This window comes from Aquimarina celericrescens (assembly GCF_042682765.1).
GTDB lineage: Bacteria > Bacteroidota > Bacteroidia > Flavobacteriales > Flavobacteriaceae > Aquimarina > Aquimarina celericrescens.
This window is the reverse complement of the sequence record NZ_JBHUHY010000003.1, coordinates 494450-508621: the sequence shown is the minus strand read 5'-3', so window position 1 is coordinate 508621 and position 14172 is coordinate 494450. Positions and strand designations below refer to the sequence as shown.

Annotated in this window: 13 protein-coding genes; 5 read left to right on the top strand and 8 right to left on the bottom strand. The window is 34.6% G+C overall.

Going from position 1 to position 14172, the window contains the following annotated elements; translation table 11 throughout:
• Positions 1–97 precede the first annotated feature (97 nt).
• Together ACFSJT_RS06060 and purN are read right to left on the bottom strand one after the other, a co-directional pair.
• A complete protein-coding gene (locus ACFSJT_RS06060; RefSeq protein ID WP_378319324.1) occupies positions 98–733 on the bottom strand; it encodes a ribonuclease H1 domain-containing protein in 636 nt (211 codons plus the stop codon).
• A gap of 253 nt (positions 734–986) precedes the next feature.
• A complete protein-coding gene (gene purN, locus ACFSJT_RS06055; RefSeq protein ID WP_378319323.1) occupies positions 987–1565 on the bottom strand; it encodes a phosphoribosylglycinamide formyltransferase in 579 nt (192 codons plus the stop codon).
• Between the two features lie 182 nt (positions 1566–1747).
• On the opposite strand from purN, the gene ACFSJT_RS06050 reads away from it, so the two are divergent.
• From ACFSJT_RS06050 to pyk, 5 genes are all read left to right on the top strand, one after another.
• Complete coding sequence (locus ACFSJT_RS06050; protein ID WP_024768509.1) at positions 1748–1981, top strand: acyl carrier protein; 234 nt, start codon at positions 1748–1750, stop codon at positions 1979–1981.
• An 18-nt stretch (positions 1982–1999) separates the two neighbouring features.
• Positions 2000–3253, top strand: coding sequence for a beta-ketoacyl-ACP synthase II (fabF, locus tag ACFSJT_RS06045; RefSeq protein ID WP_378319322.1), 1254 nt, complete (start codon positions 2000–2002; stop codon positions 3251–3253).
• Positions 3253–3990, top strand: a complete 738-nt coding sequence (gene rnc, locus ACFSJT_RS06040; RefSeq protein WP_378319321.1) for a ribonuclease III — start codon at positions 3253–3255, stop codon at positions 3988–3990. The genes fabF and rnc overlap by 1 nt, the downstream gene beginning before the upstream one ends.
• 179 nt (positions 3991–4169) lie before the next feature.
• A complete protein-coding gene (locus tag ACFSJT_RS06035) occupies positions 4170–4661 on the top strand; it encodes an IPExxxVDY family protein (protein ID WP_378319320.1) in 492 nt (163 codons plus the stop codon).
• Positions 4661–6088: a pyruvate kinase gene (pyk, locus tag ACFSJT_RS06030; RefSeq protein ID WP_378319319.1), complete on the top strand. Its 1428-nt coding sequence runs from the start codon at positions 4661–4663 to the stop codon at positions 6086–6088. Before ACFSJT_RS06035 ends, pyk begins: the two co-directional genes overlap by 1 nt.
• A 46-nt stretch (positions 6089–6134) precedes the next feature.
• Here the strand turns inward: pyk and ACFSJT_RS06025 are convergent, their stop codons facing one another.
• From ACFSJT_RS06025 to ACFSJT_RS06000, 6 genes are all read right to left on the bottom strand, one after another.
• A complete protein-coding gene (locus ACFSJT_RS06025) occupies positions 6135–6548 on the bottom strand; it encodes a response regulator (protein ID WP_378319318.1) in 414 nt (137 codons plus the stop codon).
• Between the two features lie 24 nt (positions 6549–6572).
• Positions 6573–8024 carry a PAS domain-containing sensor histidine kinase gene (locus ACFSJT_RS06020; protein ID WP_378319317.1) on the bottom strand — a complete coding sequence of 484 codons (1452 nt, stop codon included), beginning with the start codon at positions 8022–8024 and terminating at the stop codon, positions 6573–6575.
• Between the two features lie 48 nt (positions 8025–8072).
• Positions 8073–8468, bottom strand: a complete 396-nt coding sequence (locus tag ACFSJT_RS06015) for a DUF2721 domain-containing protein (RefSeq protein WP_378319316.1) — start codon at positions 8466–8468, stop codon at positions 8073–8075.
• Positions 8469–8722: 254 nt separating this feature from the next.
• Entirely contained in the window at positions 8723–9298 is a 576-nt protein-coding gene (locus ACFSJT_RS06010) for a hypothetical protein (protein WP_378319315.1), read from the bottom strand.
• A gap of 95 nt (positions 9299–9393) precedes the next feature.
• The gene (locus tag ACFSJT_RS06005; RefSeq protein ID WP_378319314.1) at positions 9394–10707 is read right to left on the bottom strand and encodes a helix-turn-helix domain-containing protein; all 1314 of its coding nucleotides are present in this window, start codon (positions 10705–10707) and stop codon (positions 9394–9396) included.
• A gap of 454 nt (positions 10708–11161) precedes the next feature.
• Positions 11162–14014 carry a VPS10 domain-containing protein gene (locus ACFSJT_RS06000; protein WP_378319313.1) on the bottom strand — a complete coding sequence of 951 codons (2853 nt, stop codon included), beginning with the start codon at positions 14012–14014 and terminating at the stop codon, positions 11162–11164.
• Positions 14015–14172: the final 158 nt, after the last annotated feature.

The following is a 14172-nucleotide window of genomic DNA, read 5'->3' as shown; positions in this document are numbered from 1 at the left end:
AAAAAATACTTAAGCCTAAAACCGTTTTTATAATAAGATACTATTATACAGTACACTCATCAAATTCCTGTAGCATTGCTCTGGTGTGCCTTAGCGTTTATTTTCTCCCGAAATCTGCCGGGATTTCTCCCCAGGCTTTGGTCTCCCATTTTACAATTTTGGTAGTATACGTGTTTTCTTTGAGCCATTGTATCGCCCGGTCAACCAAATCGAACATTTCCTTGTTTTTAGAAGTTCTCTTTAATTTTGTTCTGCACATTTTTTGTTTTACCCATCCTATAGCAATCTTAGAATCAGAGTAAATGATACGATCACTATTTTTCTTTTTAAGATATGCCAACCCGTGTACAAGAGCCAAAAACTCTCCAATATTATTTGTACCTTGCTCAAAAGGCCCTTGGTGAAACAATTGTTTTTCTGTTTGTGTATCAACGCCTCGATATTCCATTCTACCAGGATTACCGCTTGATGCTGCATCTACAGCAATAGAATACAGGTTGGGTTCTCCTATCTTTGACAACTGCGCCGCAGTAAGTGTTCTTTTGGGTTTGCTCTTGCCTTTATAATCTTCATAATCCCCATTATATGCCTTTTTGGCTACATCAAAAGAATCAAAAGATTTATATTTTGCCATGGGATATCCTTTTACAGCTGCTTTGCAATCATCCCATTTGGTATAAATCCCAGGTCTGTGCCCTTCCCAGACTACATAAAATTTTTCTTTTTTTGCCATTACTTAATAGTTGATTGTTGTTTCTTGTTTGTTGATAGAAATTATCTTCTAGAAGTTTTTTTGCGTTAGGGATTACTCATTGATTTCAGCTGTTTTAAGAAATCGTGAATGCACAGCATTTGCAGCGGTATCCCTTTTATTTCGTACCCTTCGAGAACCTCAGGGTACAAGGTAAAAAGATATAACGAATAGCCTGCTCAAACGCTATCAGTAAACCCTAACGGCTTATTCTCCCACACCCTCATTTACTGCCTCATCCATCATCTCTCAAACCTAAAACCTTTTCTATAACGGCTGGAAAGTATTTATATTCTAGCTCATGAATTGCTTTTGCCACATCTTCTGCAGAATCCTCCTTATGTATAGCAGTTTTGGCCTGAAAAATAATCGCTCCTTCATCGTAATGTTCATTTACATAATGAATGGTAATTCCGCTTTCTTTTTCTTGATTTCTTACAACTGCTTCATGAACATGACGCCCATACATTCCCTTTCCTCCATATTTTGGTAAAAGTGCCGGGTGAATATTGATCACTTTATTTGGAAATACATCGATGATCTTTTTGGGGAAAATCCATAAAAACCCTGCAAGTACAATGAGATCAGGATTAGCATCTTTTAAGATGTTAAGTACATCATTTGTATTATAAAATGAGTCTGCGTCAAAGTGTAATGCCTTTACTTTGAGATCATGAGCGCGTTTTAAAACTTTGGCATGCAGGTTGTTAGAGAACACATGTGTTACCTCGGCAATGTTTTGCTCGTGGAAGTATTTGATGATGTTTTCGGCATTGGTACCAGAGCCGGAAGCAAAAATTACAATACGCTTCATAGTGTGAAAGGTTGTTAATTAGAGAGTACAAAAAAAATAATTATTATTCAATTTTAGGCAGCAAAAAAGCCAATACTTCCCTATATTTGATAAAAACACAAATACATTTTTGCGGGATTATGGGGTTTTAAAATAAAGTTTTTTATTTTTGCCTCCTAAATTAAAAATTAAAATTAAAAATTATGTCAGACATTGCATCAAGAGTAAAAGCGATAATCGTTGACAAATTAGGTGTAGACGAAAACGAGGTTGTAAACGAAGCAAGCTTCACCAATGACCTGGGTGCGGATTCGCTAGACACCGTAGAATTGATTATGGAATTCGAAAAAGAATTCGATATTCAGATTCCAGATGACCAAGCTGAGAACATTGCAACAGTTGGTCAAGCAATATCCTATATTGAAGACGCAAAGTAACAAACTTCACAACAAAGTATGAGCCTTAAGCGAGTTGTAGTCACAGGACTGGGTGCCTTAACACCCATTGGTAACAATATTGAAGAGTACTGGGAAGGATTATTAACCGGAAAAAGCGGTTGTGCTCCTATTACTTATTTTGATACCGAGAATTTCAAGACTAAATTTGCTTGCGAAGTCAAAAATTATTCTCCAACAGATTATTTTGATAGAAAAGAAGCACGCAAACTTGATAAATTTGCCCAGTATGCCATTATAGCTTCTGAAGAAGCTATAAAAGATGCTGCTATTGATCTTGAGAAGGTGGACAAATTTAGAGTAGGTGTAATCTGGGGTGCAGGAATTGGTGGATTAGAAACTTTTCAGGAAGAAGTAATTGGCTATGCCAGAGGAAATGGAACACCTCGTTTCAATCCATTCTTCATCCCGAAAATGATTGCCGATATTGCTCCCGGACATATCTCTATAAGAAATGGTTTTATGGGACCTAACTATACCACGGTCTCTGCTTGCGCTTCTTCTGCAAATGCGATGATAGATGCCTTAAATTATATTCGTTTAGGACATTGTGATATCATTGTTACAGGAGGTAGTGAAGCGGCAGTAACCATAGCTGGTATGGGAGGCTTTAATGCAATGCATGCCTTATCTACAAGAAATGAAAGTCCAGAAACTGCTTCTAGACCCTTTGATGCAACCAGAGATGGTTTTGTCTTAGGAGAAGGCGGTGGTGCGCTTATTCTTGAAGAATATGAACATGCAAAAGCAAGAGGTGCTAAAATCTATGCCGAAGTCGTTGGTGGCGGAATGTCTAGTGACGCATATCACATGACAGCACCACATCCCGACGGAATAGGTGTAGAGCGCGTGATGCTTAATTGTTTAAGAGATGCAGATGTACAGCCAGAACAAGTAGATACCATAAACACTCATGGCACCTCCACTCCATTAGGAGATGTCGCAGAATTGAAGGCTATTACTAAAGTTTTTGGCGATCATGCACCTAACATCAATATAAATTCAACAAAGTCTATGACAGGACACTTGCTTGGTGCAGCTGGAGCTATAGAAGCAATTGCTTCTATTCTGGCAATGCAAAAAGGTATTGTGCCTCCTACGATCAACCATACTACGGTAGATGAGAACATAGATCCAAGTTTGAATTTGACTTTGAACAAAGCGCAAAAACGTGATATTACCTACGCAATGAGTAATACTTTTGGTTTTGGAGGCCATAACGCTTGTGTGTTATTCAAAAAATTAGATGAATAATGAACGTTATTCGCAACATATTAAATTCCCGCTCTGAAAAGAACGGGAATTTTTTTTCCAAAATTCAAAAAATACTTGGGTTTAAACCCAAAAATATTAAACCATATGAAAAAGCCTTTACCCATAGATCTTTAAACCTAAAAGATAAAAAAGGAAATGCCGTCAACTATGAAAGATTAGAGTTTCTTGGAGACGCTATGTTGAGTAGCGTTATCGCTGCTCATTTATTTAAAGAAGTTCCTGAAGGTAATGAAGGATATCTTACCAAAATGAGAGCTAAAGTGGTAAGTAGAAAACATCTAAATGAACTTGGAAAAGACCTAAAATTGATTAATTTGGTGAGAACCAACATCCCAAAATCCCAATTTGGAGTAAATATTCATGGAAACCTTTTTGAAGCGTTAATTGGCGCTATCTACCTTGATAGAGGATTCTCCTATTGCGAACGGTTTATACAAGAAGCGGTAATTAATCCTTATGTAGATATCGAAAGCCTGGAAGGGCAAATCATTAGCTATAAAAGTTTACTGATAGAGTGGTGCCAAAAAGAGAAAAAAGTGTTTAACTACGAAATCTATGAAGATACAGGAAAGGATGAAATGAAACATTTTGCTGTAAAACTATGGATCGATGAAAAAGTGGTTGCAAAAGCTAGAGCCACCTCAAAGAAAAAAGCTGAAGAGAAAGCTTCAAAAAGAGCTTTTTTTGCGTTTCAATCTAGGATAACATCCTCATAAACATTTGATTTTTTATTATCTTTTTTATCAAAACCCTTTTTAACTGAAGACTTTCATTTTTCATTTCTAAAAGATACTAACTCAATCGTTTTCGTTTAATATCTTTATGTTTAATTAAACCTGTTAGGGTATTTTATTTGTATATTTCGCGTTAATTCTGAAAACAAAATTAGTTTAAAGTGGCTATTCAAAAGTTAGTTTTAGATACGTTTGATGATGATGATTACGAATTAATTGCCATTCATAGCTCATTACCTTCCTACAGGCTAGCCTTTTTGTTGAATAAAGCCCTTAATCTAGCACTTTTCAGAAAAAAAGAAGACATTAATTTTAAGTACGATAATATCGTAGCTAATTTTCCAATATATCAATATCGTGATCACCTGCAATACAACACATATCATCTTTTGGGAAACAAATTTACAATCAAGATAGCGTCTAAGAAAGATGCCTCTGAGGGATTATTTGCCGTCAAGGAGGATTCTTATGTTACAAAATACTTAATTCCAGAACTTAAAAATGTCGATTATTTTTTAAAGATAAATACAGAGACATCGACTTTTTTAAGTAAACCACAATTAGCAAAGATATTAGATATCTCTCAAGTTATTACGGCTTACAATGTCGAATATGCTACACTTAAATCGAAGAACAACTTAATATTTGAATAATGCCAAAACGTAAAAGAACTAAAATAGTCGCTACCCTGGGACCAGCTACTAGTACTAAAGAGACTTTAAAAAAAATGATGGAGGCAGGTGTAAATGTTTTCAGAATTAATTTCTCGCATGCAGACTATAATGATGTTAAAGAGCGTATAAAAATGATACGAAAACTGAGCGAAGAGCATGGATATAATGCAGCAATTCTTGGAGATTTACAAGGTCCTAAGTTACGGGTTGGTGTTATGAAAGGTGATATCATAGTGGATGATGGAGATCTTATTGATTTTGTGACGGGAAAACCTTTTGAAGGAACTGCAGAGAAGGTATATATGAATTATGAAAACTTTCCGAAGGATGTAAAGGCTGGTGAACGAATACTATTGGATGATGGCAAACTTATTTTTGAAGTCGTTTCTTCTAATAATAAGGATACTGTGCAGGCTAAAGTGATACAAGGTGGACCTTTGAAGTCTAAAAAAGGAGTTAACTTACCTAATACTAATATTTCCCTTCCTGCATTAACAGAGAAAGATGTTAAAGATGCCATTTTTGCTTGTCAGCAAGAAGTAGACTGGATTGCATTATCCTTTGTGCGTCATGCCCAGGATTTGATGGGGCTTCAGGACTTGATCAAAGAACATAGTAAGCATAAAATTCCTATTGTTGCCAAAATCGAAAAGCCAGAGGGTGTAGACAATATTGATAAAATTGTTGCCTACTGTGATGGTCTTATGGTCGCCAGAGGAGACTTGGGCGTAGAAATACCTGCACAAGAAGTTCCTTTGATTCAGAAAAAACTAGTTCTTAAAGCCAAAACAGCAAGAATACCGGTTATCATCGCCACACAGATGATGGAAACGATGATCGATAGTCTTACTCCAACAAGAGCCGAAGTAAATGATGTGGCTAATTCGGTAATGGATGGTGCTGATGCCGTTATGTTATCTGGTGAAACTTCTGTAGGTAAATATCCGGTACAGGTAATCGAAACGATGACGAAGATTATTCGTAGTGTCGAAAATTCTGATTTAATTACTGTTCCTCAAGATCCTCCACATATTAGAACTAATAGATTTATTACTAAATCCATTTGCTATCATGCTGCGCATATGGCGAATGATATTGAGGCAAAAGCCATTTGTACTTTAACTAATAGTGGATATACAGCATTTCAGATCTCGGCCTGGAGACCTAGTGCACATATTTTAGTATTCACCAGTAATAAAAGAATACTTTCTCAGCTTAGTCTGTTGTGGGGTGTAAAAGCTTTTTTCTATGATAGATTTGTTAGTACAGATGAAACCGTAGAGGATATTAATCGAATTGCATCAGAAAAAGGGTTCGTTGTCCAAGGCGATATGTTGATTAATCTCGCCGCTATGCCAATTACCGCAAAGGGAATGGTAAACACTTTAAGAGTTTCACAAATTTAGGACTCTAAAAAAACAATAAAGTGGCTTCTATAAAATGAAGCTGCTTTTATGTCCTTTTCCCTGAAAATATAGTTTCAAGGTCATCGATAGTGACCGGTTTTATGAGATAATCCTTTACAGAATTAATACTCTTGGCTCTTTCTATATCAACAGGATTAATAGAAGAACTTACCACATAGAGTGTGATTGCTTTTCCTAATTTGTTTTTAATCCTGGTAAAATTATCTAAAAACTCCCAACCATCCATTACCGGCATATTTAAATCTAAAAAAATGATTTCTGGGATGCTTTTTTGGTCTAAATTGCTTAAGATTACTTCAAAATAATTGAGTGCAGCTTTTCCGTTTTGAAATACCATTAGATTTTGACAAAGATTTTTGGCTTCGATGATCTTTTTTACCAAGCTTACATACATATCATCATCATCGATAATACACGCCAATGCTATTTTATTACTCATTATAAGTGGGGTTTGAGCGTTTATCTAAAATTCTATAATAAATGTTGTACCATTGTCTACTTCGCTCTCTACTGAAATAGTACCATTTAACGATTCAACCTGATTCTTAGTTAAAAACAAGCCGATCCCTACTGCATCTTTATTGTAATGAAATGTTTTATACATACCAAAGACTTTATCTTTAAATAATTTCATATCTATTCCTCTACCATTATCTTTCACCTCTAAATATTCATTGTTTTCTTTTGAATAGGTCTTAATGTGAATAATCGGATCTCTATCCTCATGCCTATATTTAATAGAATTTGTTATTAGGTTAAGTAATATACTTTCTAAATAGGCGGGTATGTAGTTAATCTCTTCTAAATCATTAAAATCTGCTTCTATTGTTGTTTTGCTTAAAGCAATCATTTGTCCGATACCACTCATCACCAAATTAAGAGCATCTTGAAACTTAATTACTTTTTTTTCTTGATCCTTATTGGTATGTATTGCTACAATCTCATTAAGATGTTCTATTGTTGTATTGAGGCTATGCGATATCTGTTTAACTTCGTTAACTAGCTCTATTTTTTCTTCTGGATTATCTATATCTTCTATCAACTGAACAAGTAGCGAAAGATTACTGGTATGAGATCTAAGATTATGGGATACTATATGGGCAAAATTGAATAATCTTGAATTCTGAGATGTAATAATATCCATGGATCTTTGAAGTCGTAGTTCTTTTCTTTTTATATCATCAATATCCTGAAAAACACCTCTAATCCCAATAATTTCTTTGTTTTCATTATATACGGGTTTTCCAATGGCTCTCACCCAAAATATTCTGCCATTTGCAGTGACCATCTTTATCTCTGTATTAAAAGGTGTGCCAACCATAGCGCAGTTAAAAAACAGATCTGCAGCTTGTTGCCTTGAGTCTTCTGCATAATAATCGGCAGAGTCTTTAAGAGAAGGAATATAATCGTCTGGATATTCTAAAATTCGTCTCGTCTCAAAATCCCAATAACTCTTTCTTTTATCAAAATCGACATACCAGCTACCCGTAGAGGTCATCTGGGCTGTTTCTTTATAGTAGAAATTATCTTTTGTAATGTCCTGATCGGGCTCTAGCTTAATTTCGAAAAAAAATATACGATTTATTTCCGATTTTATATTTACTGGTAATTGATCATTCGTAGCACATCGAAAGAGCTTATAATCTCCTTGTTTTGTAACAATCCTAATATGCTGCTTAAAATCAACATTATTTTTTCTATAATTAAGAAAATTATCCCTGAAAATTTCTACATCTTCCTTGTGGATTAAATACTCTAAAAAGTAATCGATTGTTGATTCTAATTCTTCTTTGGCGTATCCTATACCTTCATAGAATTTTTGGGACCAAACTTCTTTATCTGGATCAGTATACAATTCCCAATATCCAGCATTGAAATCCCGTATTACATTATTAAAAAGCTCGTTCTGAAGCATTCAAAGAGAAATTAGCAAATGATTTTTTTACAACAAGATAAGGATTTCTTAGGTACTCTCTTCGATCTTGTCTAATCTAATTGATAATGCTTTTGTGGAAATTTGAACCTCAATGAAGGATAAAAATAATGAAATCATAAGACAAAATAAACTAATGCCAAATACGATATTGGCCCAATTCATCTGTTCTATATATAACAAAAACATAGTGATTACACTAGTCAAAAAGCTTATGATCGCTATCGCTTGCATGTTTCTAATCAACCATAAACGCTTTCTCAAATTTTTTATTTGCAATACCGTATTTTTTGATCGTGAAGCCAAATATTCGTTGTACAATTGTCTAATTAAGGCCGCAATGGCCAAGTACCTTGCATTATAAGCCAGCATCGTTAGTGATATTGCAGGAAATAACAATGCCGGAATCCCCATGGTAAGTGTCATAACAAATTTTTATAACCACTAATTTATGTGAAAAGATGAAATAATCGTGTAATTCTAGGACTCTATATCTTTAATTTAACAGCTTTTAGATTTCCAGTTAGCCTGTCCAATTAATCAAATCGTTAGGTTGTAAAAAAAAGAATAGTGAATGATGTATCATTCACTATTCTGATATTAAGAACATTTTACGGAAATCCTAAATCATGTCCCTAAGAAAATATTTTATTCTAGTTTAATAAAAATATGGATCGCAATCATTCAGATATTTTAAATAACTCTACAAGATCATTATAGGACATGTTTTGATAATCTGTTGCAGATTTTGCTACTCCCCCTGGGATTATGACATATCTGAAATCGTCAAAGAATGTAAAAAGATTTGATCCTCCATCAGTAGTTCTTACAAGTACTTGCAAAGAAAATCCGCCCGTAGCCGTAAGCATACCAAATCCATAATATTCATTTTGAGAAGTAAGAATGAAAGGTAATTGATAAATATCCGCACCAGTTTCTCCATCTCTTCTTCCGTAAACAAGTACTACATCTGCATTTTCGTTAAATTCGCTATCATCAAGTACTTCTAATCCCTGAAAGTTTTCTTCAACAGCACCTGGAAGAAAAAAGTTTCTGGGTATCCAATCAGAATAAATTACATTGGCAGTTCCTGGAACTCCCTGATCTCCTTGCGGTCCCGGATCACCCTGATCTCCTTGTTCCCCTTGTGGACCTTGTGGTCCTATGGCACCATCTTCACCATCAGAGCATGAAAAAATAAGTATTGATAACGCTACTACTGTAATACCTTTCATTAAATTTTGCATTGCTTTCATTTTTAAAAATTTTTAAAAGTTAATGCCGCAAACTTAGAAATGGGATTTTCGATACATGTCCCATAAATTTGAATTTCAAAGAATCTGGACTTATTTTAAGGGGTTTTCCTAAATTCTTTAGGGGAAATACCGGTCGTTTTTTTGAAGGCATTATAGAATGTAGACTTAGAATTAAAGCCCGACTCCAATGCTATCGAAAGAATGGTATAGTTAACAAAAAGAGGGTCTTTTAGCTTTTTTTTTGCGTCTTCTATTCTAAAACCATTAATATAATCGGGGAAACTTTTTCCGCTTAGCTTATTTACAAGCTGAGAGAGGTAATTACCACTTATTTTTAACTTACCTGAAATGGTTTCTAAACTTAAATTAGCATCTCTGTAAATTTTTGCTTCAGACATTAAAAAGTTTAACTCTTTAAAATACATATTATCATCAGTTATAGTAGAAGAGGATCTTTGCTTTATTTTTTCTAACTTTTTAGATATTAATTTGGCAATAAACTGAAATAGAAAAACATGCTGGTCGTTAAAATAATTTTTTATAGAATTTTCTGAATCCAACACACCAAAGATTTTTTCGTTAAGAAAAATAGGTACTGCTAATTCTGATTTTCTTTTTTTGTCATCAACAATGTATCGTTCATCTTTGGTTACATCACCAATACACTCCGAGATACCGGTTGCTGCCACACCCCCAACAATACCTTTTCCCAAAGGTATTTGGATGGGGCTTAGAATCATGCGTTGTCCTTTGTTTTTAGTCCCGTAGGCAGCCGTTTGCTTTAGTAGTTTAGTTTTTTCGTCCAAAATGTAAATTACAGCATCTTCCAAATGAAGCTGAGCGATGCAATTTTCGGTTATGTCCCAAAGAATATCTTTTACGTCATTTTTATCGAACAGAGATGTGGCAAAATAACTTAAAATGCCAACAACCTCTGAAGAATTTGATTCTATCTGCTTTAATTCCTCCTTAGAAAAAATAGTACTTAATCCTGCAATTCTAAATTTATTAATAGCCTCTTCCTTGATATTGGCCTCTGGATTTAGAAATTTTCCCCTATTCTGAATATGCTGGACGCCATAATAAAGGAATGCAAAATAAAACAGCAAGTATAATATCCAATAGGGATAATAAGGCATGTGACCATGAATATCTGTTCTTATATAAAAGAGTACTAGCGTTAGTAACCATAAAACATTAAAAACAATTAATACTGCAACCAGGTTTTTTATCCATTTGGTTTGTTGTTTTACTTTCAGAAATGAATATCTTCCTAATGATTTTTCATATTTTGTAATCATTAAATACATCCATATACCAATTATGGTACTAAAAGAAAGAGCAGAATTCTCATCTATTTCGGTATGCAAAATGGTTACTATATTTTTTGATATCCAAGAATATTCCAAAAATATATTGACTTTTAAAATAGTATATAAAATAAAAAACGCAATAAACGGAAGAAAAAGATATACTCGATATTTACGATAAACAGATTCTTTCCCTAAGTAGTAACAGACAAATGCAGTAAAATAAACCGGGGATAGATACTGAAATGGTATAAAAAACAGTACAATTATTGGGTATGTTTTTACGAGCCTAATATCAAACATCAGAACCATTAGGACCACCAAGCTTGAAGTGATCAGAAAACCATAAAAATAATAATAAATCTTACGTTTGTTAGGAGTGGAAATAAATTTCCAGATGCTGATTATTAACAAACACAGATAGCCACAAAGAATTATCGAATTGAAAAAATTAATTTTCATAATATAGCACTAATGAGACACCTTATCAATTCTTAAAATTATTGCTTTTTCTAAGATTTAGAATTGCCCAGTAAGTTGATATTTAGTAAAGTTATTTGACTTCTAAGGTACTTTTTTCTCTGTTTTTTGAGTTAAAAACTTCTATCTGATAAACCCCAACCGGAAGGTAGTAGCTACCATTTTTTCTTTCTGAAATTTCTTCCTCCTCAAATTCTTTTTCCAGAATATTTTTACCTTTTTCGGTAATCGTTAGATCATACTCTGTATAATTAAGCCCTGTGCTAGCATCAGCAGAAAATTCCTGAAGTACTTTCCCACTTTCGGTGGTAATTTGTACTGTATATTCACCAGAATTTTTTGCATAAAATTTAATGATAGAAGACGGTGTGTAGTGATCAAACCACTTACTCCAGGAAACTCCCCAACGCTCTGACCATTTAACAGTTGGCACTTCAAAAACATACAGTGTCTTGTTCATTACTTCGTCATCGAGAATTTGTAAAGGTTCAACATTCGTTTTATAAATGCTTCTACCATGGGTTCCTAATAGCAAATCGTTTGCTTTAGGATGAATAACAAGATCGTGTACCGCCACATTGGGTAATCCTTTAGAAAATACTTGCCATGTTTTTCCTTTATCTAAAGATACATAGGCTCCATTATCGGTTCCTAAATACAATACTTTTTCATTTTTAGGATCTTCTTTAATCACATTTACCGGAGACGCTGGAAGGTTTTGACTTATATTTTCCCAAGTCTCGCCATAATTGTCACTTGCATAAACATAGGGTTTAAAATCGTCCCAGCGATACCCGTTTAAGGTAACATATATCCTTTCTTTTTTGTGTTTAGATGCTACAACTCTAGAGACCCATAAGTCCTTCGGAAAAGAATCAGATATTTTCGTCCAGCTACCGCCCGCATTTTTGGTTACGTATACCAACCCGTCGTCACTACCTGTATAAATCAAACCAAACTGAAATGGTGATTCTGAAATCGTTGTTAAGGTCCCGTATGCTACATTTCCCTTTTTACCTCCGTTAGTTAAATCTTCAGAAATTGGGGTCCAATCATCCCCTTGATTCATGGATCGCATTAACTTATTTCCTCCAAAATATATGATATCTTGATTATGAGGGGAAAGCAATATGGGTGTTTGCCAATTAAAACGATAAGGTGATTCTCCCAATTCATGTTTTGGCTGAATAAACGTTTGCTCACCTTCTGCCCGATTCAATCTAAAATAATTTCCAAACTGAAAGCCTGTATATACAATATTAGCATCTCTATTATCGATTTGTACTTGCATTCCATCCCCGCCCATAATACTTTTCCAGGGATAATGTCCACTCTGGTGCCATGAAGCATCTTCTTTACTGTTATGAGCACCTACCCAAACACCATTGTCTTGCAATCCTCCATATACATTGTAAGGGGTTTCGTTATCGACATTGATCGCATAAAATTGTCCTACATTGGGTTGATTAGCCTTGATCCAGTTTTCGCCATCATCGTAAGTAATATTAACTCCACCGTCATTACCATTAACCAAATGTTTAGGGTTATTTGGATTGATCCATAAGGCATGATGATCGGCGTGCACATTTTCTGCACTTATACTTTTAAATGTTTTACCACTGTCTTTAGATTTCAAAATAGGTACTCCAGAAATATAGATATGATCTTTATTTTTGGGGTTTACCTGTATTTGGGCAAAGTAATATCCGTAGCTATAAAAAATGTCATCCAAAAAGTCTTCGTGTGTCTTTGTCCATGTTTTTCCTCCGTCATCACTTCGGTAAACCTCTGCACCTATTACGGGAGTATCAAATAACATCGAATTGGCATCTTCTAGATATTTGGCAAGATCTATGGGCTTTACAGTACCACCTCTTACCATTTGCTTTACATTGTCGGCTCTATATTTTTCCTGAAAACCATTGGTTTTTAAAAAGCTATTCAACTTTTTGTCATCAATCTTCAGAAAATCTTCGGTTGACATCGTTTTAAAATCTTCTTTAGTTAGCTTATCGCCTTCCTTTTTCAGATCACTTTTCTTTCTTCTAAATTGATTATCATGAACCGCATACAATGTATTTTCGTCAAAGATGGCAAGACCAATCCTTCCCACACCTTCTCCTGTTGGGAATCCACTTCCGTCTACAGAAATTTTGTTCCAGGTATTCCCTGCGTCTACACTTTTATAAATGCCTGATCCAGGCCCATTACCTTCAAAATTCCATGCTTTGCGATCTTTATCCCATGCAGCAGCATACATCACATTAAAATTATTAGGGGCGAACGCAAGATCAATAATCCCAGTCTCATTGTTAATAAATAATGTTTTGCTCCAGGTTTTTCCACCATCGGTGGTTTTATATACACCGCGTTCTTCATTAGCAGAGTACAAATGTCCCGTTACTCCTACAACTACCTCATCGGGATTGTTAGGATTTATTACAATTCTTCCTATACGATGCGAATCTGTTAGTCCCATATTTTGCCAGGTTTTACCTTTATCTACAGACTTCAAAATACCTATCCCGGCATAGGATGATCTTGATGAGTTATTTTCTCCTGTTCCTACCCAGATAGTTCCATTTTTCCAATCTACCGCGATATCACCTACAATAATAGTTTCTGCAGTATCTAAAACTGGTTCGAATGTGGTTCCGTTATTCACAGTGTACCACAATCCACCAGAGGCATAACCTACATAAAACTCTGTTGTATTATCTGGATTAACAGCTACATCTACCACACGACCACTCATTACTGATGGTCCAATGTTTTCAAAAGGAACATTCTTTACGAGTGATGATGTTTCCATCTGTTGTTTTTGCGATAATCCTTTAATGACTGTTTCAGAATTTGTAGCGGGTTGCTGAGCAAAAAGAGATAATGAGGCAATAAAGAAAAATAAAGTAAGTGTTTGTATTTTCATTTTGACGGTTATTTAGTGGGCTGAAATAAACCATGAGTCAAAGATATACATCCTTACGTTTTCTCAATATGGCGAATTCCAACTGACCTTTTTAAAATAAATAATAGTTGATGAATGTAGATATTGTTAAAGTAATCTCAAAATTTTTAGATATTGTT